Here is a 26,406-nt window from a genome sequence, read left to right as displayed (position 1 = left end):
GCCCTTTGGCACCTTTTCGCCGCGCCGCAGCTTCGCTAGTCTGACGGGGCGTGCGATGTGGAGAATGTAATGAGCGGTTTGCTGGCACTGCTGGATGATGTGGCGGCCATTGCCAAGGTCGCGGCGGCTTCGGTCGATGATGTGGCGGCCGCGGCGGCCAAGGCGGGGGCCAAGGCGGCTGGCGTCGTGATCGACGATACCGCGGTGACGCCTGCCTATGTGCATGGTTTCTCTGCGGATCGGGAATTGCCGATCATCGGACGCATCGCGCTGGGTTCGGTGCGCAACAAGCTGCTGATCCTGTTGCCCGCGCTGCTGGCGCTGAATTATTTCGCACCGGGCTTCATCACCCCGCTTCTGATGCTGGGCGGCAGCTATTTGTGTTTCGAAGGGGCGGAGAAGGTGCTGCACCTGTTCGCGCCCCATGCCGATGCGGCGGTGGAGCAGGATTTCGATACCCGTGATCCGGCACATCTGGAGGAAGAAAAGGTCGCGGGTGCCATCAAGACCGATTTCATCCTGTCCGCCGAGATCATGACCATCTCGCTGGCCGCCATTCCCGACAGCGGCCCGTGGATGGAGGCCATCACCCTCGCCGTGGTGGGGGTGATGATCACGGCGGCGGTTTATGGTGCTGTCGCGCTGATCGTGAAAATGGATGATGTAGGCCTGCACCTGGCCCGCACCGCGCGCGGATCTGCGGTCCGGGGCCTCGGGCGCGGGCTTGTGCGGGGGATGCCGAAGCTTTTGGCGGTGCTGTCCTCGGTCGGGACGCTGGCGATGCTGTGGGTCGGTGGCAATATCGTGATTCACGGGCTGCATGAGCTTGGCCTCCACGAACCCTATGCCAGCATCCATCATCTTGCCGAACTCGCCGCCGGGGCCGTGCCGATGGCGACCGGGCTGGTGGCTTGGGCGGTAACGGCTTTCTGCGACGGGGTGCTGGGGCTGCTTTATGGATTGCTGCTGGTCCCGGTGGTGACGCGGGTTATCGGGCCGGTGGTGGCGGCGCTGACCGGGCGCAAGCCGGCGGCGCATTAACCCTGGCCCGGCGCGGGTGCCGCGACGGGGATTTTGAGTATTTTTGCAAGAAGCAAGAGGCTCAGGTCGGGGTGACGCGGAGGGCTTCGAGCCCGTGGAAATGGTAGACATCGCCGTAACGCGGCGGTGCGGCGAGGCGCAGGCCGGGCAGGCGGTCGAACAGGATCGGCAGCGCAATCTGCAATTCCAGCCGGGCCAGCGGGGCGCCGACGCAGAAATGGATGCCCGCACCAAAGCTGAGGTTTGGTTTCACCGGGCGGGCAGGATCGAAACGGGCGGGCGTATCGAAGGCGGCCGGATCGCGGTTGGCGGCAGCGAGCAGGATCTGCACCTCGGCGCCTTTCGGGATGCAGGTGCCCATGACCTCGACCTCTTTATAGGCCCAGCGGGTGAAGGCGTGCAGCGGCGGATCAAGGCGCAGGATTTCCTCCACCGTGCCCGTGATGGCCTCTGTGGAGAGGGTGCTGCGCGGGGTTTCGTGTTCAAGAAGCAGCTTCACCCCATTGCCGATACTGTGCACCGTTGCCTCGTGCCCGGCGTTCAGCAGCAGGATGCAGGTGGTGATCAGCTCGTCGGTCGACAGTTTCTCGCCCGCTTCCTCGGCTGCGATCAGCGCGGTGATCAGGTCGTCGCGCGGGGTCTTGCGGCGGTCTTCGACATAGCGGCGCATGAACGCGACGAAATCCTGGGTCGCGGCTACCGCCGCATCCTCGCGCGCGCGGTCGCGTCCGGCCTGATACATGCCGACCATGGCATTGGACCAGCGCAGCAGGTCCGGTGCCATTTCTTCGGGCACGCCCAGCAGGCGGGCGATGACGATGACCGGCAGGCGCTGGCCGAACTCCGCCAGCAGATCGAATTCACCTTGCGGAAGCCCGTCGATCAGATCGTGGCACAGCGCGGTGATTTCCGGCGCCAGCGCGGCGATACGGCGCGAGGTGAAGGCGCGCAGCACGAGACTGCGCAGGCGGGTGTGGCGCGGCGGCTCCAGTTCCAGCATGGAATGCGCCTCGACCGCGTAGAACGGGGCGAGCCGGTCGGGGATCGGCTGTCGCGCCCCGGGCGGGATTTCACGGCCGAAGCGACGGTCGCGGTAGATCGCATTGGCGGCGGCGTAATTGCCTGTCGAGATCAGCCCGTAATCCTGCCACAGGAAGAACGGCCCCGCGGCGCGGGCGCGTTCATAGAACGGGTAGGGGTTCTGCACAAAATCGGGATCGGTAGGCGACTGGCTGAAGCTTTGCATTCTGGTTCCGTCAGGAGGGGGATCGGGCCAGTGCGGGCCGGTGCTGTGCGATCAGCACGCCTGTGCCCACGATGGCCGCGCCCAAGGCCTGAACCCAGTTCCATGGCTGTCCCAGCAGGCTGAGAAACAGCATCACATAGAAGGGCGCCGCGTTCATATGCAGTGCCGCGAAGCCGATGCCAAGATGCGAGACCGAGGCGATCCACAGGATCTGGCACAAAGCCATGCCGCAGATCGAAAATACCGCGAGTGCCGCGACTTCGGTCGGGCCAATGGCGGCCCATTGCACCGCTGGCCCGCCTGTCAGGGCGGAAATCCCGGCGCCAATGCCGGTGGCAAGCCCCGCGCCCGCCAGGGTGACGGTGGTTCGGCCCCATGCGCTCAGCCCTGGCAGGGCGGTGACGCTGAACCGCGAGCCGAGCGTATAGGCGAGGATCGAGGCGGCGGCGCAAAACGCGCCGAAGCCCAGATCCACCGCGCCGAGGGTGCCACCAAGACTGACGATACCGCCCGCGACCGAGAGGGCAAGGCCAAGGGTCAGCGGCAGGGTCAGCCGCCGCCCGTCAGCCGTGCATTCGATGGCGATGCCGATGACCGGCATGGCGGAAGAAATCACCGCCACTGTCACCGGATCGGTTGCCGCCTGTGCCATGACCAGCAGCACGCCGCTGAGCCCGAAGCTCAGCCCGCCCAGCACAAGGCCCCGGCGCCATGGTGCGGCACGGAGTCGGGCGGGGCCTTCGATCAGCAGCCAGACCGGCAACAGCACCGCCGCCGCGATCGACATGCGCATCGCAGTCAGGGGAAGGGCAGGGATCGGCCCGATCAGATATTCGGCGGCGGGCAGGCCCATGGCCCAGACCAGCATGGAGCCGAGGCAGAGAAGGTTTGCCAGAAGCGGAGTCATCGGGATGCGCATGACGCCAGACTGGCGCGGGCCGCGCGCAGCCGCGCGACCATATGCGACCGGCGATGTCGCTGAGGGTCAAGCTGCCGACAGCGCCGCGACGATGGCGCCGAAATCGGCGGCTTTGAGGCTCGCCCCGCCCACCAGCGCGCCATTGACCTCGGCCGTGGCAAAGATTTCGGCCGCATTCGAGGGTTTCACAGAGCCACCGTAGAGCAGGCGGATACCCTTGGCCGCCGCACCGAAGCGGCTGACCAGTTCGGCGCGCAGGAAGCGGTGGACCTCGGCGATTTCATGCAGGGTGGGGGTGCGGCCCGTGCCGATGGCCCAGACCGGCTCATAGGCGATCACGATGTTTTCTGCCGTGGCGCCATCGGGCACCGAGCCTTCGACCTGCCGCCCGACCACGGCCAGCGCCTGACCGGCATCGCGTTCCGCCTCGGTCTCGCCGACGCAAATCACGGCGATCAGGCCGCTTGTCCAGGCGGCTTCGGCCTTCGCGCGGACCTGCGCATCGGTTTCGCCATGATCGGCGCGACGTTCGGAATGGCCAAGGATGACATAAGACGCCCCGGCCTCGGCCAGCATCGGTGCGGAAACATCGCCGGTATGGGCGCCAGTGGCCCTGGCGTGGCAATCCTGCCCGCCAATGCGCAGCGCAGTGCCATGGGCGGCGCGGGCCATGCGGTCGATCAGCGTGGCGGGCGGGCAGAGCAGCATGTCACAACCGGGGGCCGGATGCGCGGCGGTCAGCGCCACCACTTCGGCCAGATCGGCGGCGGTGCCGTTCATCTTCCAGTTTCCGGCGGCCAGTCTGCGCATATCCATCCCTTTCCAAAAGTTCGGAAGGGGTTATGCCAAACCTGTCCGCCGTTGGGAAGGGTTCAGCTTGCGGGGGCGTCGCGGAACTTGATGGATTCGCCGCAACCGCAGGCCTCCACCACATTCGGATTGTTGAAGCGGAAGCCTGCTTCCAGCGCCGAAACCTGATAATCAATCTCGGTTCCGAAGAGGAACATCTGCGCCATGGGGGCAATCAGCACCCGCGCGCCGTCCTGTTCGATCACCTCGTCCAGCGGATTCACCTCGGAGACGTAATCCATGGTGTATTCCATCCCGGCGCAGCCACCCTTCTTGACGCCGATGCGCAGACCCTGCGCCGCCTGTTTTTCCATCAGACGGAGGATCTGCCTGGTCGCAGCGGGGGTCAGTGTGACGGCTTGCTTGCCGGGGATGCCGAACATCGGGTTGGTCCTTATGCTATGGCACAAACATAGGTTTTTGCGCCTGCCACCTCAAGGGGTGGCACGGGGGTTACATGAACCCCAGTTCCAGCCGCGCCTCATCGGACATCATTTCCATGCCCCAGGGCGGATCGAAGGTCATCAGCACGCGCACCGATTGCACGCCCGGCACGGCCTCCACAGCGTCCTGCACCCAACCCGGCATCTCACCCGCGACCGGGCAGCCGGGAGCGGTGAGGGTCATCACGATCTCCACCTCGTTCGCGCTGCCGATCTCGACCGTATAGACAAGGCCAAGGTCGAAGATGTTCACCGGAATTTCCGGGTCGAACACAGTGCGGCAGGCCTCCACCACATTGTCATAAAGCGGATGGTCGGTGGTGGAGGGTTTGATGAGGGGGGCGCCCTCGATCTGGTCCTGAGCCTCGGTCATGGGTCTCTCGCGATTTAGTTGACCGAATATATAGGGATTGCCGGGCGAAGGTCCAGAGCGGCGTTACAGCAACCGCCGCGCCAGCCCGCTGCGGATCATCCCCCAGCCCAGCAGGGCAGAGCCGGCGAGCGCCCAGAGGAAAACCAGAGGGTAGGGCAGGTCGGTCAGGCGGATCGTCCAGGCCACGAAGAACACATGTAAAAAGTAGATCGCATTGGCCATGGTGCCGTAATCGCGGGTGGTCTTGCTGCGGCCCATCAGCGCCCAGAGCACAAGCGCAGGTGCGGCGACGGCCAGCCCCAGCAGGTTGTCATGGCTGACGCCCTGCGGGGCGATGGCCTCCAGCGCCAGCGATTCCAGTGGCAGCGCGGCGCAGGCCAGCAGGGCGACAATGCCGACATGGTTCCGGTCCAGCCGGGCAGGCAGGTCGTGACGGCGGATCAGCAGGCCGAGCAGGAAGAAGGGCAGACCGAGGAACAGCCCGTTCCGGTGCAACCAGACCGGGCTGCCCACCCAATAGGGCGTCGGAGGCCAGATCTGCCAGGCAAAGCCCCACATCACCGCCGCTCCGGCCAGAAAGGCCAGACCGGCCAGTGCCAGCAGGCGTTGGGTTGACCAGTGCGCGACCAGAGTCGCAAGCGCGGCAGCCAGCGCGGCGGCGATCAGATACCACAGATGCCACCAGCCCACCGCCCAGACCCGTCCGATGGTCAGCCAGTCCGAGGCGAAGAAGGCACTTTGCCAGACCGGCAGGTACAGCGCCATCCAAACCAGATACAGCCAGACCAGCCGCCGCAGATAGGGGCCGACGGTGCCGGCAGCCACGCGCGGCTGGAAGAAATAGCCATTGATCACAAAGAAGGCGGGCACGGCGACCCGAAACAGCCCGTCACCGGTGATCAGCACCACGGCGCGGCTGTCGATCCCAAAGGGATTGACGTGGATGCCGACCACCATGACGGCCAGCGCCAGCTTCAACAGGTCAAGCGTGCGGCGGCGTTGCATGGCGGTCGGTCAGCTTGTCCGGGGCTCAGAACGGGATTTCGTCATCCATATCGTTGCGGCCACCGCCGCCGCCGAAGCCACCCTGCTGGCCACCGCCGCCACCTGAACGGCCACCGCCGTAACCACCACCCGAACTGCCGCCATAGCTGCCACCGCCCCGGCCGCCCTCGTAATCATTGCCGCCGCCGTAGCCGCCACCCTGATCGTCATAGCCGCCACCGCCCGAGCCGCCGCCTTCGCCGCGCCCATCCAGCAACGTGAGCTCCCCCCGATAGGGACGCAGCACGATTTCGGTCGTGTAGCGATCCTGGCCGCTCTGATCCTGCCATTTGCGGGTTTCCAGCTGGCCTTCGATATAGACCTTGCTGCCCTTGCGCAGATATTGCTCGGCGATTTTGGCCAGCGGCTCGCTGAAGATGGCGACCGAATGCCATTCGGTGCGCTCTTTGCGCTCGCCCGAGTTGCGGTCGCGCCAGGTTTCAGAGGTGGCGATGCGCAGGTTCACGACCTTGCCGCCGTTCTGGAAGCTGCGCACCTCCGGGTCGCGGCCGAGGTTCCCCACGATGATGACCTTGTTGACCGAACCCGCCATGCGCACTCCCTCGATTCTCGTCCGCGAGGCCAAGGCTGGCCCGCTTTGGTAAACATTCCGTTGTCTCTCCTATAACGGGCCGGGGGGCGGGCTTCAACGCCTGCGAAAACCCCCTGCAACCGGGGTTGCAGGGCCGGTTCCTGCGACCCGCTGCGGATGGCGGCCCGGCAGATCACCGGGCAAATCGGCCCCAGCCCTGCCACAACGGCACGGCGCAACCCGAAACGCTCCCGAAAGGACGCAAGATGAAAACCCTTCCCCTCCTCGCCGCCGCTTTCCTCGCCGTTGCCGCTCCGGTCTTCGCTTCGGGCGACAAGATTGACGATGCGACCCGCGAGAAGGTCACCGCCGCCATGACCGCGCAGGGCTACGAGGTCCGCAAGGTCGATATGGAAGACGGCATGATCGAAGTTTACGCCGTGAAAGACGGCAAGACTTTCGAACTGTACCTTGATGACGCCATGAACATCGTCAAGTCGAACGACGAATAATCCGCCGCACCCGGCCGGTTCGTCCGGGAGGGCGGACCGGCTGTCGACGGTGTGCAGTGATGAAGCAGGATGCGAAGCATGACTGAAAAAACCTACATATGGGACGGCTTCGTGCGTCTCTTTCACTGGTCACTGGCGCTGGCCTTTGCGGCCAATGCCCTGTTCACCAATCCCGAACACGATCTGCACCACTGGATCGGGTATTTCGTGCTGGCCCTTGTCGCCGCGCGGATCGTCTGGGGGGTGATTGGCAGCCGCCACGCCCGGTTCAGCGATTTCCCGCCCAGCCTTTCCGCCGCCTTCGATCAGGCCGCCGAAATGGCTGCATGGCGCCGCCGTCCGCATCACGGCCATTCGCCGCTGGGTGCGCTGATGATCTATAACCTGCTGATCACGCTGATTATTGTCGGTATCAGTGGCTATATGCAGACCACGCTCATGTTCTTCGGGCGGGAATGGGTTGAGGAACTGCACGAGGTCGCGGTGACCTGGGCCGAGATTTCGGTGGTCGCCCATATCGCTGCCGTTGCGCTGGAAAGCCGCCGCCTGCGGATCAACCTTCCCGTGTCGATGGTTACGGGTTACAAGAGACTTCCCCGCGACTGACCGACAGACGGAACTGCCCGACCATGCCTTTCACTCCCGCGCGCCCGATCGGCCTCGCCGCGCTGATCCTGTTTCAAAGTGTCTGCGTGTTGTTCTTCATCGCCGATGTGATCGAGGATATCGGGGCCGAGGGCTGGGCAAGCGTCCGCGACCTGCACACCATGCCGGAACTGGGGGCGACCATCGGCCTTGTGCTGGGGGTCGCTTTCGAATTGCGCTACCTGCTTCGGCTTCTGCGCCGCCAGGCGCAGCTGGAACGACAGATGAGCGTGGCGGCCGGGGCGCTGCACGAGGTCATGGAGAACTATTTCCGCGACTGGAAGCTGACCCCCTCGGAGCAGGACATCGCGGCCTTCACCATCAAGGGCTATTCCATCGCTGAGATCGCGGGCTTCCGCGGCTCTGCCGAAGCGACGGTGAAGACCCATCTGAACGCCATCTACCGCAAGGCCGGGGTGACGGGGCGCGGGCAATTGACCTCGCTCCTGATCGAGGATCTTCTGCGCGCGCCGCTGGTCGGTGGCGGCGGGAACCTGCCGAACGCTCCGGCGCAGGGCTGACCGGGCCGGGGCGGGGGGCGGCGAATCCTCTGGCAGACGAGACGAAAATTCGTATAGTCCTGCCCAACGGAATTAGGTGCCGAAGGTTTGCTCATGCGTCGGAAAGTGGTTTCGCTCGCCCTGGTCGCGGGGGTCTCGCTCTGCGGGCCGGTTCATGCGGACGGGCTGAAACTTTCGGGCTCCACCAAGAACCGGGGTTTGCTGTTCAAGTCGCAGACGGCGCTGCTGGATGGCCGTCTGGCCAAGCAATATGAAGGTTCCGACCGTCTGAAGCCCAACAAGCCGAAGATCGAGAACGCGGCCGCCGCGGCGGTGCCGCGCTATTCGGGGCGCTACAAGGGCCAGTATCTTGAGGTTGCCAAGGCCATGGCGCGCAAGCATGGCGTGCCGGAAGACATGTTCCTGCGGCTGGTGCAGCAGGAAAGCGGCTGGAACCCGAATGCCGTCTCACCCAAGGGGGCAACCGGCCTTGCGCAACTGATGCCCGATACCGCAAGACTGCTGCGCGTCGACATCAATGACCCGCATCAGAACCTGGAAGGTGGCGCGCGCTATCTGGCGATGATGTATGGCAAATTCGGCAACTGGCGTCATGCGCTCGCGGCCTATAACGCCGGTCCTCTGGCCGTGGAAAAGCATGGGGGCATCCCGCCCTATGCCGAAACCAAGAACTATGTGAAGGTGATCCTCGGCAGCTGATCGGCCGCTGTCCCGCACCCTGCGCCTTTATCCTGGCAAAAATATTCTCGGGGGTGAATTGCCGCAGGCAAGAGGGGGCAGAAAGCCCCCTCCCTTCGTTCTGTCAGACCAGATCGCCGTTCGCTGCGATGCGCCGCTTGCCGCCCAGATAGGGCCACAGCGCTTCGGGCAGATCGACAGAGCCGTCGGCCTGCTGGCCATTTTCCAGCACCGCAATCAGGCAGCGTCCGACCGCCAGACCCGATCCGTTCAGCGTATGTACAAACTCGGGCTTCCCTCCCGCAGGGCGATAGCGCGCATTCATCCGCCGCGCCTGGAAATCGCCGCAGACCGAGACCGAGCTGATCTCGCGATAAGTGTTCTGCCCCGGCAGCCAGACCTCAAGGTCATGGGTCTTGGTCGCGCCAAAGCCCATGTCGCCGGTGCAAAGCACGATGGTCCGGTAGGGCAGGCCCAGCTTCTCAAGGATCGCCTCGGCACAGCGGGTCATGCGCTCATGTTCGGCAAGGCTGGCCTCGGGCGTGGTGATCGACACCATCTCGACCTTCTCGAACTGGTGCTGGCGCAGCATCCCGGTCGTGTCCTTGCCCGCCGATCCGGCCTCGGACCGGAAGCACTGGGTATGAGCGGTCATGCGGATCGGCAGCGCGGCCTCGTCCAGAATGTCGCCCGCGACCGTGTTGGTCAGCGTCACTTCCGATGTGGGCACGAGCCACCAGCCATTCGTGGTCTGATAGCTGTCTTCGGCGAATTTCGGCAGCTGGTTGGTGCCAAACATCGCCTCTTCCTTGACCAGAACCGGGGTCCAGGTCTCGGTCAGCCCGTGGTCTCCGACATGGGTGTCCAGCATAAGCTGCGCCAGCGCACGATGCACGCGGATCACCGCGCCGCGCAGCACCACGAAGCGCGAGCCCGACAGTTTCGCGGCAGTTGCGAAATCCATCCCCGGTTTCACGCCGGCGATGTCGAAATGCTCTTTCGGCGCGAAATCAAAGGTGCGGGGTGTGCCCCAGCGGCGCAGTTCCACATTCCCCGCCTCATCGGCGCCTTCGGGCACTTCGGGCAGCGGGCTATTCGGAATGCGCATCAGCATGTCGCGCAGCGCGGCATCCTTCTGGTCGGCCTCGGCGGTCATCGCGGCGATCTCGGCCTTCTTCTCGGCCACCAGCGCGCGCAGACGCTCGAATTCCGCGTCGTCGCCCTTAGCCTTGGCCGCGCCCACCTGTTTGGAGGCCGCGTTCTGCGCCGCCTGTGCGGTTTCGGCCGCATGGATCAGCGCGCGCCGTGCCTCGTCCAGCGCCAGCACCTCCGACGACAGCGGCGAAAGACCCCGGCGTGCCAGGGCGGCATCGAAAGCGGCGGGATTTTCGCGGATGGCGCGGATGTCGTGCATTTCTCTGATCTCCAAGTCACGAATGCCCTTCATATGCAACATCGGCGCGCCGTGGTGAAGCGGAAAGGCAGTGCGCCCCTTGGCTGCCCGCTCGCTCACACCTATGTGCAGCGCGGGCAGGCACCTGCGTGCCTTGCCTTGAACCCGGGGCGCGGATAGGTTGCGCCACCGAAAGAGCCGGCCCGCCGGCCCATGCCTAACGAGAGGACGACCGCCCATGTTCGTAACCCCCGCCTATGCGCAGGCCGCCGGAGCAGGCGCCGCCTCGGCCTTTACCAGCTTCGTGCCGCTGATCCTGATTTTCGGCATCATGTATTTCCTGCTGATCCGCCCGCAGCAGAAGAAGATGAAAGACCACAAGGCCATGGTGGAACAGCTGCGCCGCGGTGATCAGGTGCTGACCCAGGGCGGGATCGTCGCCAAGGTGGTGAAGGTGCATGACGACGGCATGCTGGATGTCGAGATCGCGCAAGGTGTCGTGGTCAAGACCCCGCGCCAGACCATCGCCCAGGTGATGAACAAGACCGAGCCTGCCGCGGCCGCCTGAGGCCCGGCATCTGAGGACAGAAGGCCGCCATGACCCATACCCCGCTGTGGAAAAACCTGCTGATCTGGAGCATTGTGCTCCTCGGTGTCGCGTTTTCCGTACCGAACCTGTTCTATGACAGGGTGGAAAAGCATAACGACGCCGTAGCGGCGATCACCACGGCGGGCGGAACGGCCACGCCCGAGCAGGAGGCGGATCGCAGCCTCTGGCCCGACTGGCTGCCCTCTTATGTGGTGCCGCTGGGGCTTGACCTGCGGGGCGGTGCGCATCTTCTGGCCGAAGTCAAGGTGGCGGATGTCTATGCCGCCCGCATCGACGCCATGTGGCCCGATGTGCGCGACGCCCTGCGCGGTGTGCGCGATCAGGTCGGCAATGTGCGCCGCCAGCCCTCCGTCGACGGGGTGTTGCGCGTCGCCATCTCCAATCCCGATGGCATGGCCGTTGCGCTGGAGAAGGTGCGCGCGCTGGCGACCCCGGTGGTCAGCCTGACGGGCATCGGCTCGAACGACATCGAGGTCACCTCTGAGGGCACCGATATCGTGGTGCAGCTTTCAGAGGCCGAACGGCAGGCCACCGATCAGCGCACGATCCAGCAAAGCCTTGAAATCATTCGTCGCCGGGTCGACGAGGTTGGCACCCGCGAACCGACGATCCAGCGTCAGGGCGAAGACCGCATCCTGATCCAGGTGCCTGGCATCGGATCGGCGGCCGAACTGAAATCGCTGATCGGCACCACCGCGAAGCTGACGTTCCATCCGGTTGTCAGTGTTACGCAGGATGCAGGCGCCAATCCGGGGCCGCGCAATGAGCTTCTTCCGTCGATGGATGAGAAGGGCGTCTACTATATTGTCGAGCAGACCCCGGTTGTGACCGGCGAGGAACTGACGAACGCCCAGCCCGCCTTCGACCAGAACGGTCGCCCGGCGGTGGAGTTCCAGTTCAACGCGGGCGGCGCCCGCAAGTTCGGTGACTATACCGCCAACAACATCGGCAAGCCCTTCGCCATTGTGCTGGACAACGAGGTGATTTCTGCCCCGGTGATCCAGAGCCACATCCCCGGCGGACGCGGCATCATCACCGGCAAGTTCACCGTCGAGCAAAGCACCGAACTGGCCGTGCTGCTGCGCGCAGGTGCGCTTCCGGCCGAAATGACCTTCCTTGAAGAGCGGACCATCGGCCCGGAACTTGGGCAGGACAGTATCGACGCGGGCCAGAAGGCGGCGCTGGTCGGGGCGGGTCTCGTCGCGCTTTACATGATCGCGAGCTATGGGATCTTCGGCACCTTCGCCGTGATCGCGCTGGCCTTCAACATCGCCATGATCTTTGCCGTGCTTTCGGTCATCGGGGCCACGCTGACGCTGCCGGGGATTGCGGGGATCGTTCTGACCATGGGGGTCGCGGTCGATGCCAACGTGCTGATCTATGAACGCGTGCGCGAGGAGTTGCGCGAGGGCAAATCGCCCGGCGCGGCCATCGAGATTGGTTTTGGAAAGGCGCTGTCGGCCATCGTCGACTCGAACCTGACCAGCATCATTACCGCTGTCATCATGTTTGTCGTGGGCTCGGGCCCGGTGCGCGGCTTCGCCGTCACCACCGGCATCGGCATCATGACCTCGATGTTCACCGCCGTTTATGTGACGCGGGCGATCATCAATCTGTATCTGGGGTGGCGCCACCCCAAGACGATCACCGTCTGAGGAGGGGGCAGCCATGGCTTTCCGTCTGAAACTTGTTCCGACCAGGACGAACATCGACTTCTTCCGCTGGCAGTGGATCACCTTCGGGGGGTCCATCGTCGCCTCCATCGTGTCGATCCTTGCGGTCGTCATCATGGGGCTGAACTTCGGCATCGACTTCAAGGGCGGCACCACGATCCGTACCGAAAGCACCAATGCGGTGGATGTCGGGGTCTACCGCGCCGCTGTTTCCGATCTGGGGCTGGGCGATGTGTCGATCACGCAGGTGTTCGACCCGTCCTTCCGCGAGGATCAGCATGTCGCCATGCTGCGCATCGCGCCACAGGAAGGGGACGAGGCCGTGACGCCCGAGTCCATCGACGCGGTGGAACAGGCGCTGAAGAAGGTTGACGAGGCGATCACCTTTCCTTCGGTCGAATCCGTCGGCCCCAAAGTCTCGCAAGAGCTGATCTGGAAGGCTGTCATCGCCGTAGTTGCCGCTTCTGCGGGGATTGCCTTCTACGTCTGGCTGCGCTTCGAATGGCAGTTCGCGGTTGGAACCGTCGCCGCGCTTGTACATGACGTGCTGGTCACCGTCGGCATCTTCGCGATCTTCCAGCTCAAGTTCGACCTGACCATCGTGGCGGCGTTGCTGACGATCCTTGGGTATTCGGTGAACGATACCGTCGTGATCTTCGACCGGCTTCGGGAAAACCTTGCGAAATACAAGGCCATGCCGCTGCGCGACATGATGAACCTGACCACCAACGAAACCCTGTCGCGCACCGTGATGACCGCGACAACCACGCTTCTGGCGCTGGCCGCGCTGATCATCTTCGGTGGCGACGTGATCCGCGGCTTCGTCTTCGCCATGTTCTTCGGCGTCATCATCGGCACCTATTCGACACTTTATGTGGCGAAAAACATCGTTCTGATGCTCGGGGTGGACCGCAGCGAGAAGCAGAAGAAAGAGCGGTCGAAAGGCGATCACGAATTCGCCAATATCGACGCCTGAGGAGGACCGGATGCGCCTGACCGAGATCAGCTATGGCGAGGCGCAGCCGGTCGAGGGCTATGGCCCCGGCTTCTTCCGCATCGGGGGCCGCGCCCTGCAAGGCGCGGCCATCATCACGCCCTGGGACGCCGGCCCCTGGGGCGGGCTGGAGGATACAGCCGCGCTGCTGGCGCTGGCGGGCCAGGTGGATGTGATCTTCCTCGGCATGGGGGCCGACATCGCCCATGCCCCGGCGACCCTGCGCGCGGAACTTGAGGCCGCGGGGCTTGGCGTCGAGGTCATGTCCTCGCCCGCTGCCTGCCGCACCTACAACGTGCTGTTGAGCGAAGGCCGCCGCATCGCCATCGCGGTGCTGCCGGTCGGCGGCGCGGAATGACGATCACCCAGGAAGACGAGCTGGAGGCGCTGCGCCGTATCGGTCGTATTGTCGCCGATACCGTTCAGGTCATGGCCCGTGCCATGCAGCCCGGCATGACTACGCTGGAGCTCGATGCAATCGGCCGCGCGCATCTGGAGCGGGAGGGGGCGATTTCGGCGCCTGAGTCGACCTACGGCTTTCCCGGCGCAACCTGCATCAGTGTGAACGAGGAAATCGCCCACGGCATTCCCGGCGCGCGCGAACTGGCGCTGGGGGATCTGGTGAATATCGACGTCTCCGCTTCGCGCGATGGTTTCTTCGCCGATACCGGCGCAACCTTCCGGCTGGGCAAGGTCTCGCCCGTGCTGGACCGGCTCTGCCGCGACGGCAAGCGCGCGACCGAGATCGGTGTGGCGCAGGTTGGCAGCGGCAAACCGCTCGCGGGGATCGGGGCGGCGGTGGGGCGCTTTGCCTCGGCGCGGGGTTACACCTTGATCCGCAATCTGGCCAGTCACGGCATCGGTCGCGCCCTTCACGAAGCGCCCGAGGAAATCGCCACCTGGCCCACGCGCGGCGACCGGCGGCGCATTTCCAAAGGGCTTGTGCTGACGGTAGAGCCATTCCTGTCCACCGGCGGGCTTTGGGCAGAGGAGGGCGAGGATGGCTGGACGCTCTATGCCGAACCCTCGGCCCCGGTGGTGCAATATGAACATACCGTCGTCGCCACGGATCGCGGGCCGATAGTGGTGACGCTGCCGGGCTGACACAGCACCACGCGTCAGGGTAAAACCGCCGCAGGGGAATGCCCTGCGGCGGTTTTTCTTTAAGCCGTCACCGGCTTCTTCGACGGGAACATCCGCCGCACAATCACAAAGAAGGCGGGCACCATGAAGATGCCGATGACCGCAGAAGAGGTCATACCGCCCAGCACCCCGATGCCGATGGCGCGCTGTGCCATGGCCCCGGCGCCGGTCGCAATGGCAAGCGGCAACACCCCCAGCATGAAGGCGAATGTGGTCATCAGGATCGGTCGCAACCGTTGTTTCGCGGCCATGGCGGCGGCCTCGGCCAGTGAATAGCCACGTTCGGTCAAGCTTTGCGCGAACTCAACGATCAGGATCGCGTTGCGCGCCGCAAGGCCGATGGTGGTGAGCAACCCCACCTTGAAATAGACGTCATTCGACTGGCCGAACAGCAGCGCAAACCCCAGCGCCCCCAGAATGCCGACCGGCACCGACAGCATGACGGCGAAAGGCACCGTCCAGCTTTCGTAAAGCGCGGCAAGGCACAGGAAGACTACCAGCGCCGACATGGCGAACAGCAGGGGGGCCTGATTGCCCGACAGCCGTTCCTGATAGGACAGCCCCGTCCAGGCAAGGCCATAGCCGCCCGGCAGGTCGGCGACCAGTTGCTCCACCACCTCCATCGCCTGACCGGAGCTGGTGCCCTCGGTTGGCGCGCCCGACAGTTCGATGGCGCGCGCGCCGCCGTAGCGATCCAGCGAGGGTGAGGTTTCATCCCAGCGCTGTGACATGAAGGCGGCAAAAGGCACCATCTCACCGCTGGAATTGCGGGCGAACCAGCCGTCGATATCCTCTGGCTGCATGCGCCATTCCGGCTCGCCCTGCACGATCACCGGCTTCAGCTCGGTCCCAAGCGGGAAATCATTGACCTCGCGCCCCGAGAAGATCACCGCCAGCATGCTGTTCACCTCGCTGAGGCTCAGCCCCATGGCGCGGGCCTTCTGCTGGTCGATGTCCAGCCGCAGGGCCGGGCGGAAGGTCTGCTCATAGCCCCGGAACGAGCCGGTGCGCCCGTCCTCGGTCGCGCGGTCCACCAGATCGGTGGCAGCATCCTGCAGCGCGGCCTGTCCGTTCCCGGCCTGATCCAGCAGATACATCGTGAAGCCCGAGGAATTGCCAAGACCCTGAATGGCGGGCGGCTGAGTAAAGACGATGCGTCCGGCGCGATGCCCGCCAAACCGCTGGTTCGCGGTCTGGGCAAACTGCGCCGCCGTCACGCCGCCCGCGCGTTCGTCATAGTCCTTCAGCCGCACGAACAGCATGGCAGAGTTCTGCCCGCCACCGCCGAACGAAAAGCCAAGCGCGCCATAAGCAGAGGCGACGACCCCATCCTGTTCCGTCAGCAGCCAGTTTTCCACCTCTTCCAACACCGCCTGCGTCTGTGCGGTGGTCGATCCCTCCGAAAGCCGGACCTGGGCCATCAACACGCCCTGATCTTCCTGCGGCAGGAACGAGCCGGGCAGGTGTTGATACAGCCAGAACGCTCCACCGCCGATGGCACCCAGCAGGATCACCATGCGGAAAGGCCGCAACACGGTGTGTTTCACCACTCGCACATAGCCGTTGGTCGAGGCGTCCAGCCCCCGGTTGAACCAGCGCGCCGGGGCAATGCCGTCACCATGGCGGCGCGGGCGCAGGAGGCTCGCACACATCGCCGGGGTCAGGATCAATGCGACAGCCAGCGACAGTATCATGGCCGAGATGATGGTGACGCTGAACTGCCGGTAAATCACGCCGGTGGAGCCGGACATGAAGGCCATCGGCAGGAACACCGCCGACAGGACCAGCGCAATGCCGACCAGCGCGGGGGTGATCTGGTGCATGGATTTGCGCGTGGCCTCGCGCGCCTCCAGCCCTTCTTCCTCCATCACCCGTTCAACGTTTTCCACCACCACGATGGCGTCATCGACCAGGAGGCCGATGGCCAGCACCAGCGCAAACATGGTCAGCGTGTTGATCGTCAGGCCCGCCGCGGCCAGAATCCCGAAGGTGCCCAGCAGCACGACCGGCACAGCGATGGTCGGGATGATCGTCGCGCGCCAGCTTTGCAGGAACACGAGGATGACGAGGAACACCAGCACCACCGCCTCGCCCAGCGTGTGATAGACCTTCTCGATCGAGGCCTCCACAAAGGGCGAGGTGTCATAGGGATAGACCACCTCGACCCCTTCGGGCAGGGCGGCGCTGACACGGGTCAGGGTGTCGCGCACCCGCTCGGCAGTGTCCACCGCATTGGCGCCGGTGGCCAGGTTGATACCGAAACCGGCGGCAGGCATGCCGTTGTAACGCGAACTCGCACCATAGCTTTCCTGCCCGATCTCTACCCGCGCGACATCGCCCAGAAAGACGGTCGAGCCATCGGCGGTGGTGCGCAGGATGATGCGTTCAAACTCCTCCACCGTGGCAAGCTGCGCCTGCGCGTTCAGTGCCACGCTCAACTGCTGCCCCGGCACGACCGGCTGGCTGCCAAGGCTGCCCACGGTGACTGTGCTGTTCTGTTCCGATACGGCCGAGGTCACATCTGCGGTCGTCACCCGATACTGCGCCATCTTCAGGGGATCGAGCCAGATGCGCATGGCATAGCCTGATCCGAAAGAGTTGATCGAGCCAACACCTTCGGTCCGCAAGACCGCATCCTCGACGATCTGGCCCATCAGATCGCCCAGTTGCAACGAGGTGAAGCGCCCGTCACGCGACACCAGCGCCCCCACCATCAGGATGGACGAGGACGACCGCGTGACGCTGATGCCGCGCTGGCGCACGGTTTCCGGCAGGCCGTTCTGGATCAGCTGCAACTTGTTCTGCACCTGGATCTGCGCCATGTCGGGGTCGGTCGAATCCCCGAAGGTCAGCGTGACCGTGGCGCGCCCCGATGCGTAAGAGGACGAGGTCATGTAAAGCAGGCCGTCAAGGCCGGTCAGCCCGTCCTCCATTACCGAAGTGACCGAGTTCTCAATGGTTTCCGCCGAGGCGCCGGGATAGCTTGCGGAAATGCGGATCGTGGTCGGTGCGATGTCGGGGTATTGCGAGACGGGCAGGGTCGTCAGCCCCCAGGCGCCCGCCAGCATGGTGATGATGGCCAGAACCCAGGCAAAGACCGGCCGGTCGATGAAGAAACCCGCCATCTCAGTTCGCCTTCACATCCTGCACCACGCCCATGGCGTCGATGGTGACCGGCACCGGCTCCACCGCCGCGCCGTCGCGCAGCCCGTTCAGCCCGTCGATGATCAGCCGGTCGCCCTCCGACAGCCCCGCCGTCACGATCCAGGCATTTTCATGTGTTCCGCGCGCCTCGAACCGGCGCTGTTCGGCCTTCCCTTCAGTGGTGGCCACCCAGGCTGACAGCGTGCCGTCACGGCCCAGCGTGGTGGCGCGCTGCGGCACCAGATAGGCCTGCACGGTGCCCAGAACCACTTCGCCGCGCAGGAACATGCCGGGCAGGATACGGTGATCGGGGTTGTCGAAGCGAAACCGGATGTCCTGCGTTCCGGTGGTGGGCGAGACCGTGACCGAGGGCGCGACCAGCGTGCCGCCGCTGGCATGGGTCTGGCCGTTTTCCAGCGTCAGCTTCACCTCCAGCGTTTCGTCAGGCTTCAGCTCTCCCCGCGCGATCTGATCCTGAATCGACAGGATACGCGCCGAAGGCTCGAACATATCGACATAAATCGGGTCCAGACGGGTTACCGTCGCCAGCGCATCGCCTTGCCCCGCCGTCACCAGATCGCCGACCGAAACTTCGGGCACCCCGGCAATCCCTTCGATGGGGCTGGTGACGACGGTCCAGGACAGTTCGGTTTCCGCCACGTTCAGCGCGGCTTCGGCGCTTTGGACATCCGCGCGGGCAGAGGCAGCAGCAGCCTCGGCGCTTTCGACCGTCGCGCGTGTGCTGCCCGAGCCTTCCAGCGCCCGTGCCCGTTCCAGCGTCGCCAGTGCCACCGGCAACGCCGCCTGTGCCCGCGCCAGCGCCGCCCGTGCAGTTTCCACCGCCGCCTCGTATTGCGTGCGGTCCAGCCGGAACATCGGTGTGCCGGGGGCCAGTTCGGCGCCCGGCGTGTAAAGGATTTCGGTCACGATGCCACCGACGCGGGGGCGGATATTGGCCTGCTCAAACGCCACCGCGCGTCCGGGCACTGTGGAACTGCGCCGCACCGGCTGCAACCGCATCTCGATCACGCCCACCTTGGCAGGTCCGCGCGCGGCCTCCGAAGGCGGGGTCTGCGCCCAGGCTGTCGCCGAGGCCAATGTGACGGCCAGCACGATCAGGCTGGCTGTGCGGGATGCAATCATCTGTAGGTCCTGTTCTTTTTGGGTCGCAGGCGGTGGGGCGCCCGCAGAAGCTAGGTCAGGCCACATCCTCCGGCAACCGGCTGCACGCGGTTCCGGCGGATGATACGCATGGCGCGGCATTTTCCGTCGTCACAATCCGATCAGGGCGCGAATATCTTGCGGGGTGGCGCCTTCTGCCCGGTATTTCGACAACGCGCGCGCATCGTCGCGCTTGGCCAGCCGCTTGCCCGCTGCATCGCGGATCAGGCGGTGGTGGTGATAGACCGGCGTCGGCAGGTCCAGCAGGCGTTGCAGCAGAACATGAATGGCGGTCGCCTCAAACAGATCCTCGCCCCGCGTCACATGCGTCACGCCCTGCGCCGCGTCATCCAGCACCACCGACAGATGGTAAGAGGTGCCCATATCGCGCCGCGCCAGCACGATGTCACCAACGCCGGCAATCATCTGCGCCGCGTCGATCCGGTGATGTCCGGCATGAGCAGGGCCGGTTTCGGTAAACGCCAGTGGCCCGACCGCAGCCATGGCACGCGCCATGTCCAGCCGGATCGCGGCCTCCCGGCGGTCATGCCCGGCATGGCGGCAGGTGCCGGGGTAGACCGGCCCATCCGGCCCGATCAACGGCGCGCCTTCCTGCGGGGCGGAAAGCGCGGCACGGATATCGCCACGCGTGCAGGTGCAGGCATAGGTCAACCCGCGCGCGGCAAGGGTGTCGAGCGCGGCGGCATAGACCGGCAGGCGGTCGGATTGTCGCAGCACAGGCTGATCCCATGTCAGGCCCAGCCAGCGCAGATCATCGGAAATCTGCGCCTCCCATTCCGGGCGGCAGCGGGCGCGGTCGATATCCTCGATCCGTAGCAGGAACCGCCCGCTATCGTCGCGCGCCATGTCATGCGCGACGATAGCGGCGAAGGCGTGGCCCAGGTGCAGCGGCCCGGTGGGCGAGGGCGCGAAACGGGTTACTGCGCCGCCAGCCATTGCGTGAAGGCATCCTTGGCGCGATCGGTATAGGCCTTGTAACGGTCCTTCCGGCCCCGGCGCCCGCCTTTCGCATCAATCGGCGGGAACAGCCCGAAATTCACATTCATCGGCTGGAAGGTTTTGGCCTCCGCCCCGCCGGTGATATGGGTGATCAGCGCGCCCGTCGCGGTTTCGGGCGGCGGCGGCGGCAGGGTCTCGCCCCTGATTTCCGCTGCGGCCATGCGGCCCGCCAGCAGGCCCATCGCGGCGCTTTCGACATAGCCCTCCACCCCCGTTACCTGACCCGCAAAGCGGATATTCGGGCGCGAGCGCAGCCGCATCTGGTTGTCCAGCAACCGGGGCGAGTTGATGAATGTGTTGCGGTGGATGCCGCCCAAGCGGGCGAAGCTCGCATTCTCCAGCCCCGGAATCATTTTGAAAACAGCGGTTTGCGCGCCGTATTTCATCTTGGTCTGGAAGCCCACGATATTATAGAGCGTGCCAAGCTGGTTGTCGCGGCGCAGTTGCACCACCGCATAGGCCTTTTCCTCGGGCTTGTGCGCATTGGTCAGGCCCACCGGCTTCATGGGCCCGTGGCGCAGGGTTTCGCGCCCGCGCTCGGCCATCACCTCGATCGGCAGACAACCGTCGAAGTAACCCGCCGTCTCGCCTTCGTGGAACTCGGTCTTGTCGGCGGCCAGCAGCGCGTCGATGAACGCCTCATATTGTGGCTTGGTCATCGGGCAGTTGATATAAGCGGTGCGTTCTTCCTCGGTCTCGCCCTTGTCATAGCGGCTTTGCCGCCAAGCCACCGACATGTCGATGCTTTCGGCATAGACGATGGGGGCGATGGCGTCGAAAAAGGCAAGGCTTTCGGCCCCGGTTTCTGCCCGGATGCTTTGCGCCAGCGCGCCGGAGGTCAGCGGCCCGGTCGCCACGATCCAGTGGCCCTCGCGTGGAAGTTCGGTGATCTCGCCATACTCCACCGAAATCAGCGGATGCGCCTTCAGTCGCGCAGTCACCGCTTCGGCAAAGGGATCGCGGTCCACCGCCAGCGCGCCACCCGCAGGCAGGCGATGCGCGCGCGCGGTTTCCATGATCAGCCCGTTCGCCGCCCCCATTTCCCAATGCAGCAGGCCCACGGCATTCCGCTCGTCATCATCCGAGCGGAAGGAGTTGGAACAGACCATTTCGGCAAAGCTGCCGGTGCGATGGGCGAAAGTGCCAACCTCGGGCCGCATTTCATGCAGCACCACCGGCACACCGGCCTGAGCCGCCTGCCATGCCGCTTCCGATCCGGCCATTCCGCCGCCGATGATATGAATTTTCTCGTGCATGGACCCGCAGATAGACCCATGCGCGGCTCAGATCAAGGCAATGCGCTCCCTCTGCGCGGGGTCGGGATAGGGGCGGTACAGCCCGACCTCCACCCCGGCAATCATCTGATGCATCTGGTCATAGCGCCGGGCCGCCTGTTCATCAGCATTGGCCAGCAGCGCAAAGGCCGCATCCAGCGCGGCCATGTCGGGGAGGGAGATTTCCAGCAGGAAATCGGTGTGCCGCCCCGAGGCAAGCCCCAGTTTCCGACGCATCAACCGCCAGTCCAGCACCAGCCCCGCCGATTTCAGATAGGCCATCCAGCCATCCACCGCCGCAGAGAAGGCCAGCGCCCGCGCCTCCGACTTCAGTTCGATCATGCAGTGATAAAGGTTCATCCGCGTCTCCCTTTCGACGCATCAGACCCCGAGTCGCCTTGCGAAACGGTTAAGGCCGGGGCGTTGCCCCGGCCTTTGTCACTCTTCCTCGCCGGTTTCGGCCACGCGGGCGACCGAAACCACCTCTTCGTCGCCGCCGGTGTTGAACACCTTCACCCCCCCGGCAGAACGCGAGCGGAAGCTGATCTGGTCCACCGGCACCCGGATCGACTGCCCGGTGGAGGTCGCGAGCATGATCTGATCCGACGGATCGACCGGGAAAGAGGCCACCAGTTGCCCGCCACGCATGGTCTTTTCAAAAGCGGTCACACCCATGCCGCCGCGCCCGCGCACCGGGTAATCGTGGCTGGAGGACAGCTTGCCCAGACCCTTGGCCGTCACGGTCAGAATCAGATCCTCTGCCGCCGACATTTCGGCATAGCGTTCGGGCGAAAGCTGCCCTTCGGCCACGGCCTCTTCATCATCTGCCTCGACCTCGTCCTCCACCGTGCCCGCCATCAGGCGGCGCTGTTTCAGATAGGCCGCGCGTTCGGCCGGTTCGGCCTCGAAATGGCGGATGATCGACATCGACACCACGCGGTCGCCCTCGGCCAGACGGATGCCGCGCACGCCGGTCGAGCCGCGCGACTTGAACACCCGGATGTCGGTCGTCGAGAAGCGGATCGCCCGCCCGCCCGAAGTGACCAGCATCACATCGTCATTCTCGTCGGCAATCGCGGCATTCACCAGCGACACGCCTTCGGGCAGGTTCATGGCGATCTTGCCATTGCGCTTCACATTGGTGAAATCGCTGAGGTCATTCTGCCGCACATCCCCATCCGAGGTGGCGAAGACGATTTGCAGGCTGTCCCATTCGGCCTCGGGCACATCCACCGGCATCAGCGCAGCGATGGAAATGCCGGTTTCGATCGGCAGGATGTTGACGATGGCCTTGCCGCGCGCGGTGCGCCCCGCCAGTGGCAGGCGCCAGCATTTCAGCTTGTAGACCATGCCGTCGGTCGTGAAGAACAGAAGATGCGTATGGGTGTTGGCCACGAACAGCGTGGTCACCACATCGTCTTCCTTGGTCTGCATCGAGGCCAGACCCTTGCCGCCCCGGTTCTGGCTGCGGAATTCTGCCAGCGGGGTGCGCTTGATATAACCGCCCGAGGTGATGGTGACGACCATATCCTCGCGCTCGATCAGATCCTCGTCATCCATGTCGCCGGCCCAGTCGATGATCTCGGTGCGGCGGGGGATGGCGAACAGGTCTTTCACCTCGGTCAGTTCGGCCGAGATGATGCCCATGATGCGGTCGCGCGACGACAGGATATCAAGGTAGTCCTTGATCTTGGCGGCCAGCTCTTCCAGCTCGTCGGTGATTTCCTTGACGCCCATCGCCGTCAGGCGTTGCAGGCGCAGGTCGAGGATGGCGCGGGCCTGCGTTTCCGACAGGTTATAGGTGCCATCGTCGTTCATCTTGTGGGTCGGATCGTCGATCAGCCGGATATAGGCCGCGATATCATGCGCGGGCCAGCGGCGCGTCATCAGCCGCTCGCGCGCTTCGGCCGGATCGGCCGAGGACCGGATGGTGGCGACCACCTCGTCCACGTTCGACACAGCGACCGCCAGACCGCAGAGGATATGGCTGCGCTCGCGCGCCTTGCGGAGTTCGTAAGAAGTGCGGCGCGCAACAACTTCCTCACGGAAGGTCAGGAAATGGCTGATGAAATCCCGCAGCGCCAGCGTTTCGGGACGCCCGCCGTTCAGCGCCAGCATGTTGCAGCCGAACGAGCCTTGCAGCGGCGAGAAGCGGAAAAGCTGGTTCAGCACCACATCCGGCGTCGCGTCGCGTTTCAGCTCGATCACCACACGCACGCCGATCCGGTCGGATTCGTCGGCGATATTGGCGATGCCTTCCACCCGTTTCTCGCGCACAAGCTCGGCGATCTTTTCGATCATCGTGGCCTTGTTCACCTGATAGGGGATCTCATCGACGACGATGGCCCAGCGGTCCTTGCGGATTTCCTCGACCCGCGTCTTGGCTCGCATGATGACCGAGCCACGCCCCTCAAGGTAAGCCTTGCGGATGCCGCCGCGCCCGAGGATCTGGCCGCCGGTCGGGAAATCGGGGCCGGGGATCAGCTCCATCAGCCGCTCGGTCGAAAGGTCGGGGTTCTCGATCATGGCAAGGCATCCGTCGATCACCTCGCCAAGGTTGTGCGGCGGGATATTGGTCGCCATGCCGACAGCGATGCCGCCCGCGCCATTGACCAGCATATTGGGGAAGCGGGCGGGAAGGACGGTCGGTTCCTTGTCCTTACCGTCGTAATTGTCCTGGAAATCGACGGTATCCTTGTCGATATCGGCCAGCAGGAAGGCGGCAGGCTTGTCCATCCGCACTTCGGTATAACGCATGGCGGCGGCGTTATCGCCGTCCATCGAGCCGAAGTTGCCCTGACCGTCCAGCAGTTTCAGCGACATGCTGAAGGGCTGCGCCATCCGCACCAGCGCGTCATAGATCGCGCCATCGCCATGCGGGTGGTATTTCCCCATCACGTCGCCCACCGGACGCGCCGACTTGCGATAGGGCTTGTCATGCGTGTTGCCGGTTTCATGCATCGCGTAAAGAATGCGCCGATGCACAGGTTTCAGGCCGTCGCGCAGATCGGGGATGGCACGGCTCACGATCACGCTCATCGCGTAATCGAGATAGGCCGTCTTCATCTCTTTCTCGATGGAAACCTGCGGGCCATCATAGGTGCCACGCGGCGGTTCTTCCATGTTTTCAATATCTTCCGGCTGATCGGACACGCGGGGCGCCTTCTTCTGACTTGGGGTTTCAAGGCCCCGGATCTAGTTGGCGGCACTATAGACCATCGCAGATATGGGGTGCAACCGCGCATCTGGCCGCGATCTGGCAGCCGGGGAGGCAGTCTGACAACAAACTGTTTTCATTGAAAAATAACCCGGATTTGGCAGGATGATTCCACAAGAAGAAACGTGGAGGCATGATATGGACCACCAAGAGACGGAACTGATGCTGAAGGGCTATGGCCTGACGACCGCGGAATTCTATTACCGAATGCCGGATTTCCGTCATGTGCTGAACAGCTTCATCTGGCAGGACTACGATCTGGCGCCGGATTACCCGCGTCTGTTCCGCTTTGTCGAATTCTGGCAGGAACAGATCGAGGGGCCGCTGCATTCCGTCCGCTTCACCCATCGCAAGCTGATCGGGCCGGGGGAGTGGCGCAACATGGTCGGCGAATTCCGGCTGCACTGACGGCAGGTTTAATTTGATCAAATTCTTGCGCCTGTCACACGAAGCCCGTAAGGTGGGGGCAATCCGTCGAATCCGCATCCGGGTTCCGCACTTCTGACGACGAGGCCGAGAATGAACAAGATCACCAACCACCTGCCGACGGCAGAGCTTCAGGCGCTGGACGCGGCGCATCACATGCACCCTTTCACCTCGGACGGGGCGCTGGCGAAGAAGGGCGTGCGCGTCATCACCTCGGGGCAGGGCGTCTGGCTGACCGACAGCGAGGGCAGCCGCATCATTGACGGCATGGCCGGTCTGTGGTGCGTGAACGTGGGCTACGGCCGGGGTGAACTGGCCGATGCCGCCGCGCGCCAGATGCGTGAGCTGAGCTATTACAACACCTTCTTCATGACGACCCATGTGCCAGCCATCGCGCTGGCCGCGAAGCTGGCAGAACTGGCGCCGGGTGACCTGAACCATGTGTTCTTCGCCTCTTCGGGGTCCGAGGCCAATGACACCAATATCCGCCTCGTGCGCCGCTACTGGGATATCAAGGGTCAGCCCGAGCGTCGGGTGATCATCGCGCGCAAGAACGGCTATCACGGCTCCACCATGGGTGGCGGCAGCCTTGGGGGTATGCCCTACATCCATGCGGCGGGCGGCAAGATCGACGGGATCGAACATATCGGCCAGCCGCATTGGTGGGCCGAGGGCGGCGAGATGACGCCGGAAGATTTCGGCCTGCTGCGCGCCCGCGAACTGGAGGAGAAGATCCTTGAAGTCGGCGCCGACAAGGTGGCTGCCTTCATCGGCGAGCCGATCCAGGGTGCCGGCGGCGTGATCGTACCCCCCTCGACCTACTGGCCGGAAATCCAGCGCATCTGCGACAAATACGGCATCCTGCTGATCGTGGACGAGGTCATCACCGGCTTTGGCCGCACCGGCAACTGGTTCGCCTGCGAAACCTTCGGGATCAAGCCGCATATCATCACCATCGCCAAGGGCCTGTCCTCGGGCTATCAGCCCATCGGCGGCTCCATCGTCTGTGACGAGGTGGCGCATGTGATCGGCAATGCCGATGATGATTTCAACCATGGCTATACCTATTCCGGGCACCCCGTCGCCTCGGCCGTCGCGCTGGAAAACCTGCGCATCATCGAGGAAGACGGCATCATCGACCATGTGCGCGACGTGGCGCATCCCTATCTGGCCGAGAAATGGCACAAGCTGGGCGATCACCCGATGGTGGGGCAGACCAGTCTTGTCGGCCTCATGGGCTCGCTCCAGCTGACGCCGAACAAGGCCACGCGGGCGAAGTTCGCGGCCAAGCCCGGCACCATCGGTTTCCGCACCCGCGAACATTGCTTCCGCAACAATCTGATCATGCGCCATGTTTATGACCGCATGATCATCTCGCCGCCGCTGGTCATCACGACTGAAGAGATCGACGTGCTGATCGACCGCGCCACAAGGTCGCTTGATGCAGCCTATGCCGAGGTCAGGGCCGAGGGGCTGTTCACCGAAGCCTGAGGCCGATTCGGCCCCGAACGCTGCGAAACGAAGATGCAGACGGGCACCCCAAAGGTG

Annotated in this window: 26 protein-coding genes; 12 read left to right on the top strand and 14 right to left on the bottom strand. The window is 64.5% G+C overall.

Annotated elements, in window-relative coordinates; translation table 11 throughout:
- Positions 1-69: 69 nt before the first annotated feature.
- Entirely contained in the window at positions 70-1,041 is a 972-nt protein-coding gene (locus C8N34_RS01175; protein ID WP_108126997.1) for a DUF808 domain-containing protein, read from the top strand.
- A 61-nt stretch (positions 1,042-1,102) separates the two neighbouring features.
- Here C8N34_RS01175 and C8N34_RS01170 read toward each other — a convergent pair whose 3' ends face one another.
- The 7 genes from C8N34_RS01170 to ssb form a co-directional block, all read right to left on the bottom strand.
- A complete protein-coding gene (locus C8N34_RS01170) occupies positions 1,103-2,287 on the bottom strand; it encodes a cytochrome P450 (protein WP_108126995.1) in 1,185 nt (394 codons plus the stop codon).
- 10 nt (positions 2,288-2,297) lie between these two features.
- Complete coding sequence (locus tag C8N34_RS01165; protein WP_158640438.1) at positions 2,298-3,194, bottom strand: DMT family transporter; 897 nt, start codon at positions 3,192-3,194, stop codon at positions 2,298-2,300.
- A gap of 78 nt (positions 3,195-3,272) precedes the next feature.
- Complete coding sequence (gene tpiA, locus C8N34_RS01160) at positions 3,273-4,016, bottom strand: triose-phosphate isomerase (RefSeq protein ID WP_108126993.1); 744 nt, start codon at positions 4,014-4,016, stop codon at positions 3,273-3,275.
- Between the two features lie 62 nt (positions 4,017-4,078).
- Positions 4,079-4,438, bottom strand: coding sequence for a HesB/IscA family protein (locus C8N34_RS01155; RefSeq protein ID WP_054303392.1), 360 nt, complete (start codon positions 4,436-4,438; stop codon positions 4,079-4,081).
- 70 nt (positions 4,439-4,508) lie between these two features.
- Complete coding sequence (locus C8N34_RS01150) at positions 4,509-4,871, bottom strand: SUF system Fe-S cluster assembly protein (RefSeq protein ID WP_054303393.1); 363 nt, start codon at positions 4,869-4,871, stop codon at positions 4,509-4,511.
- A 63-nt stretch (positions 4,872-4,934) separates the two neighbouring features.
- The gene (locus C8N34_RS01145; protein ID WP_108126991.1) at positions 4,935-5,876 is read right to left on the bottom strand and encodes an acyltransferase family protein; all 942 of its coding nucleotides are present in this window, start codon (positions 5,874-5,876) and stop codon (positions 4,935-4,937) included.
- Between the two features lie 25 nt (positions 5,877-5,901).
- Positions 5,902-6,468 (bottom strand): single-stranded DNA-binding protein, encoded by a 567-nt coding sequence (gene ssb, locus C8N34_RS01140; RefSeq protein ID WP_054303395.1) that lies wholly within the window; start codon positions 6,466-6,468, stop codon positions 5,902-5,904.
- Positions 6,469-6,713: 245 nt separating this feature from the next.
- On the opposite strand from ssb, the gene C8N34_RS01135 reads away from it, so the two are divergent.
- The 4 genes from C8N34_RS01135 (at position 6,714) to C8N34_RS01120 (ending at position 8,824) form a co-directional block, all read left to right on the top strand.
- Positions 6,714-6,959, top strand: a complete 246-nt coding sequence (locus C8N34_RS01135) for a PepSY domain-containing protein (protein ID WP_054303396.1) — start codon at positions 6,714-6,716, stop codon at positions 6,957-6,959.
- A 78-nt stretch (positions 6,960-7,037) separates the two neighbouring features.
- Positions 7,038-7,565: a cytochrome b/b6 domain-containing protein gene (locus C8N34_RS01130; RefSeq protein WP_054303397.1), complete on the top strand. Its 528-nt coding sequence runs from the start codon at positions 7,038-7,040 to the stop codon at positions 7,563-7,565.
- 23 nt (positions 7,566-7,588) lie between these two features.
- Positions 7,589-8,125 carry a helix-turn-helix transcriptional regulator gene (locus C8N34_RS01125; RefSeq protein WP_108126989.1) on the top strand — a complete coding sequence of 179 codons (537 nt, stop codon included), beginning with the start codon at positions 7,589-7,591 and terminating at the stop codon, positions 8,123-8,125.
- Positions 8,126-8,218: 93 nt separating this feature from the next.
- Positions 8,219-8,824, top strand: a complete 606-nt coding sequence (locus C8N34_RS01120; protein ID WP_054303399.1) for a lytic transglycosylase domain-containing protein — start codon at positions 8,219-8,221, stop codon at positions 8,822-8,824.
- Positions 8,825-8,927: 103 nt separating this feature from the next.
- Here C8N34_RS01120 and serS read toward each other — a convergent pair whose 3' ends face one another.
- Positions 8,928-10,217, bottom strand: a complete 1,290-nt coding sequence (serS, locus tag C8N34_RS01115) for a serine--tRNA ligase (RefSeq protein ID WP_108127416.1) — start codon at positions 10,215-10,217, stop codon at positions 8,928-8,930.
- A 217-nt stretch (positions 10,218-10,434) separates the two neighbouring features.
- Between serS and yajC the strand changes: the two genes are divergently transcribed.
- Genes yajC through map form a run of 5 tightly spaced genes read left to right on the top strand, consistent with a single transcriptional unit; the run spans position 10,435 to position 14,577 of the window.
- A complete protein-coding gene (gene yajC / locus C8N34_RS01110; protein ID WP_054303401.1) occupies positions 10,435-10,764 on the top strand; it encodes a preprotein translocase subunit YajC in 330 nt (109 codons plus the stop codon).
- A 29-nt stretch (positions 10,765-10,793) separates the two neighbouring features.
- A complete protein-coding gene (gene secD, locus C8N34_RS01105; protein ID WP_054303402.1) occupies positions 10,794-12,461 on the top strand; it encodes a protein translocase subunit SecD in 1,668 nt (555 codons plus the stop codon).
- Positions 12,462-12,474: 13 nt separating this feature from the next.
- Complete coding sequence (gene secF / locus C8N34_RS01100; RefSeq protein ID WP_054303403.1) at positions 12,475-13,455, top strand: protein translocase subunit SecF; 981 nt, start codon at positions 12,475-12,477, stop codon at positions 13,453-13,455.
- Between the two features lie 10 nt (positions 13,456-13,465).
- Positions 13,466-13,831: an Mth938-like domain-containing protein gene (locus C8N34_RS01095; RefSeq protein ID WP_108126987.1), complete on the top strand. Its 366-nt coding sequence runs from the start codon at positions 13,466-13,468 to the stop codon at positions 13,829-13,831.
- Positions 13,828-14,577: a type I methionyl aminopeptidase gene (map, locus tag C8N34_RS01090; RefSeq protein WP_054303405.1), complete on the top strand. Its 750-nt coding sequence runs from the start codon at positions 13,828-13,830 to the stop codon at positions 14,575-14,577. Before C8N34_RS01095 ends, map begins: the two co-directional genes overlap by 4 nt.
- 59 nt (positions 14,578-14,636) lie before the next feature.
- Here map and C8N34_RS01085 read toward each other — a convergent pair whose 3' ends face one another.
- The 6 genes from C8N34_RS01085 to gyrA all read right to left on the bottom strand — a co-directional run bounded on the left by C8N34_RS01085 (position 14,637) and on the right by gyrA (position 24,338).
- Positions 14,637-17,741: an efflux RND transporter permease subunit gene (locus tag C8N34_RS01085; protein WP_108126985.1), complete on the bottom strand. Its 3,105-nt coding sequence runs from the start codon at positions 17,739-17,741 to the stop codon at positions 14,637-14,639.
- 1 nt (position 17,742) lies between these two features.
- The gene (locus C8N34_RS01080; protein ID WP_108126983.1) at positions 17,743-18,903 is read right to left on the bottom strand and encodes an efflux RND transporter periplasmic adaptor subunit; all 1,161 of its coding nucleotides are present in this window, start codon (positions 18,901-18,903) and stop codon (positions 17,743-17,745) included.
- 129 nt (positions 18,904-19,032) lie between these two features.
- On the bottom strand, positions 19,033-19,878 hold the full coding sequence (gluQRS, locus tag C8N34_RS01075; RefSeq protein WP_108126981.1) for a tRNA glutamyl-Q(34) synthetase GluQRS: 846 nt from the start codon (positions 19,876-19,878) through the stop codon (positions 19,033-19,035).
- Positions 19,860-21,197 carry a methylenetetrahydrofolate--tRNA-(uracil(54)-C(5))-methyltransferase (FADH(2)-oxidizing) TrmFO gene (gene trmFO / locus C8N34_RS01070; RefSeq protein ID WP_108126979.1) on the bottom strand — a complete coding sequence of 446 codons (1,338 nt, stop codon included), beginning with the start codon at positions 21,195-21,197 and terminating at the stop codon, positions 19,860-19,862. Before trmFO ends, gluQRS begins: the two co-directional genes overlap by 19 nt.
- 27 nt (positions 21,198-21,224) lie before the next feature.
- Positions 21,225-21,575, bottom strand: a complete 351-nt coding sequence (locus C8N34_RS01065) for a DUF6614 family protein (RefSeq protein ID WP_108126977.1) — start codon at positions 21,573-21,575, stop codon at positions 21,225-21,227.
- 78 nt (positions 21,576-21,653) lie between these two features.
- Complete coding sequence (gyrA, locus tag C8N34_RS01060; RefSeq protein ID WP_108127414.1) at positions 21,654-24,338, bottom strand: DNA gyrase subunit A; 2,685 nt, start codon at positions 24,336-24,338, stop codon at positions 21,654-21,656.
- Positions 24,339-24,570: 232 nt separating this feature from the next.
- On the opposite strand from gyrA, the gene C8N34_RS01055 reads away from it, so the two are divergent.
- Both C8N34_RS01055 and C8N34_RS01050 read left to right on the top strand, forming a co-directional pair.
- Positions 24,571-24,840, top strand: a complete 270-nt coding sequence (locus C8N34_RS01055; protein WP_054303412.1) for an usg protein — start codon at positions 24,571-24,573, stop codon at positions 24,838-24,840.
- A 111-nt stretch (positions 24,841-24,951) separates the two neighbouring features.
- On the top strand, positions 24,952-26,349 hold the full coding sequence (locus C8N34_RS01050) for an aspartate aminotransferase family protein (protein WP_108126975.1): 1,398 nt from the start codon (positions 24,952-24,954) through the stop codon (positions 26,347-26,349).
- Positions 26,350-26,406 lie beyond the last annotated feature (57 nt).

The sequence above is a fragment of the Gemmobacter caeni genome, from assembly GCF_003054195.1.
GTDB lineage: Bacteria > Pseudomonadota > Alphaproteobacteria > Rhodobacterales > Rhodobacteraceae > Gemmobacter > Gemmobacter caeni.
This window is presented reverse-complemented; position numbering and strand designations above follow the sequence as displayed.

Excerpts from the sequence above, each read along its gene's own strand:
- C8N34_RS01175 (WP_108126997.1), top strand. The coding sequence starts at position 70 with ATGAGCGGTTTGCTGGCACTGCTGGATGATGTGGCGGCCATTGCCAAG.
- C8N34_RS01170 (WP_108126995.1), bottom strand. The coding sequence starts at position 2,287 with ATGCAAAGCTTCAGCCAGTCGCCTACCGATCCCGATTTTGTGCAGAAC.
- C8N34_RS01165 (WP_158640438.1), bottom strand. The coding sequence starts at position 3,194 with ATGACTCCGCTTCTGGCAAACCTTCTCTGCCTCGGCTCCATGCTGGTC.
- tpiA (WP_108126993.1), bottom strand. The coding sequence starts at position 4,016 with ATGCGCAGACTGGCCGCCGGAAACTGGAAGATGAACGGCACCGCCGCC.
- C8N34_RS01155 (WP_054303392.1), bottom strand. The coding sequence starts at position 4,438 with ATGTTCGGCATCCCCGGCAAGCAAGCCGTCACACTGACCCCCGCTGCG.
- C8N34_RS01150 (WP_054303393.1), bottom strand. The coding sequence starts at position 4,871 with ATGACCGAGGCTCAGGACCAGATCGAGGGCGCCCCCCTCATCAAACCC.
- C8N34_RS01145 (WP_108126991.1), bottom strand. The coding sequence starts at position 5,876 with ATGCAACGCCGCCGCACGCTTGACCTGTTGAAGCTGGCGCTGGCCGTC.
- ssb (WP_054303395.1), bottom strand. The coding sequence starts at position 6,468 with ATGGCGGGTTCGGTCAACAAGGTCATCATCGTGGGGAACCTCGGCCGC.
- C8N34_RS01135 (WP_054303396.1), top strand. The coding sequence starts at position 6,714 with ATGAAAACCCTTCCCCTCCTCGCCGCCGCTTTCCTCGCCGTTGCCGCT.
- C8N34_RS01130 (WP_054303397.1), top strand. The coding sequence starts at position 7,038 with ATGACTGAAAAAACCTACATATGGGACGGCTTCGTGCGTCTCTTTCAC.
- C8N34_RS01125 (WP_108126989.1), top strand. The coding sequence starts at position 7,589 with ATGCCTTTCACTCCCGCGCGCCCGATCGGCCTCGCCGCGCTGATCCTG.
- C8N34_RS01120 (WP_054303399.1), top strand. The coding sequence starts at position 8,219 with ATGCGTCGGAAAGTGGTTTCGCTCGCCCTGGTCGCGGGGGTCTCGCTC.
- serS (WP_108127416.1), bottom strand. The coding sequence starts at position 10,217 with ATGCACGACATCCGCGCCATCCGCGAAAATCCCGCCGCTTTCGATGCC.
- yajC (WP_054303401.1), top strand. The coding sequence starts at position 10,435 with ATGTTCGTAACCCCCGCCTATGCGCAGGCCGCCGGAGCAGGCGCCGCC.
- secD (WP_054303402.1), top strand. The coding sequence starts at position 10,794 with ATGACCCATACCCCGCTGTGGAAAAACCTGCTGATCTGGAGCATTGTG.
- secF (WP_054303403.1), top strand. The coding sequence starts at position 12,475 with ATGGCTTTCCGTCTGAAACTTGTTCCGACCAGGACGAACATCGACTTC.
- C8N34_RS01095 (WP_108126987.1), top strand. The coding sequence starts at position 13,466 with ATGCGCCTGACCGAGATCAGCTATGGCGAGGCGCAGCCGGTCGAGGGC.
- map (WP_054303405.1), top strand. The coding sequence starts at position 13,828 with ATGACGATCACCCAGGAAGACGAGCTGGAGGCGCTGCGCCGTATCGGT.
- C8N34_RS01085 (WP_108126985.1), bottom strand. The coding sequence starts at position 17,741 with ATGGCGGGTTTCTTCATCGACCGGCCGGTCTTTGCCTGGGTTCTGGCC.
- C8N34_RS01080 (WP_108126983.1), bottom strand. The coding sequence starts at position 18,903 with ATGATTGCATCCCGCACAGCCAGCCTGATCGTGCTGGCCGTCACATTG.
- gluQRS (WP_108126981.1), bottom strand. The coding sequence starts at position 19,878 with ATGGCTGGCGGCGCAGTAACCCGTTTCGCGCCCTCGCCCACCGGGCCG.
- trmFO (WP_108126979.1), bottom strand. The coding sequence starts at position 21,197 with ATGCACGAGAAAATTCATATCATCGGCGGCGGAATGGCCGGATCGGAA.
- C8N34_RS01065 (WP_108126977.1), bottom strand. The coding sequence starts at position 21,575 with ATGAACCTTTATCACTGCATGATCGAACTGAAGTCGGAGGCGCGGGCG.
- gyrA (WP_108127414.1), bottom strand. The coding sequence starts at position 24,338 with ATGGAAGAACCGCCGCGTGGCACCTATGATGGCCCGCAGGTTTCCATC.
- C8N34_RS01055 (WP_054303412.1), top strand. The coding sequence starts at position 24,571 with ATGGACCACCAAGAGACGGAACTGATGCTGAAGGGCTATGGCCTGACG.
- C8N34_RS01050 (WP_108126975.1), top strand. The coding sequence starts at position 24,952 with ATGAACAAGATCACCAACCACCTGCCGACGGCAGAGCTTCAGGCGCTG.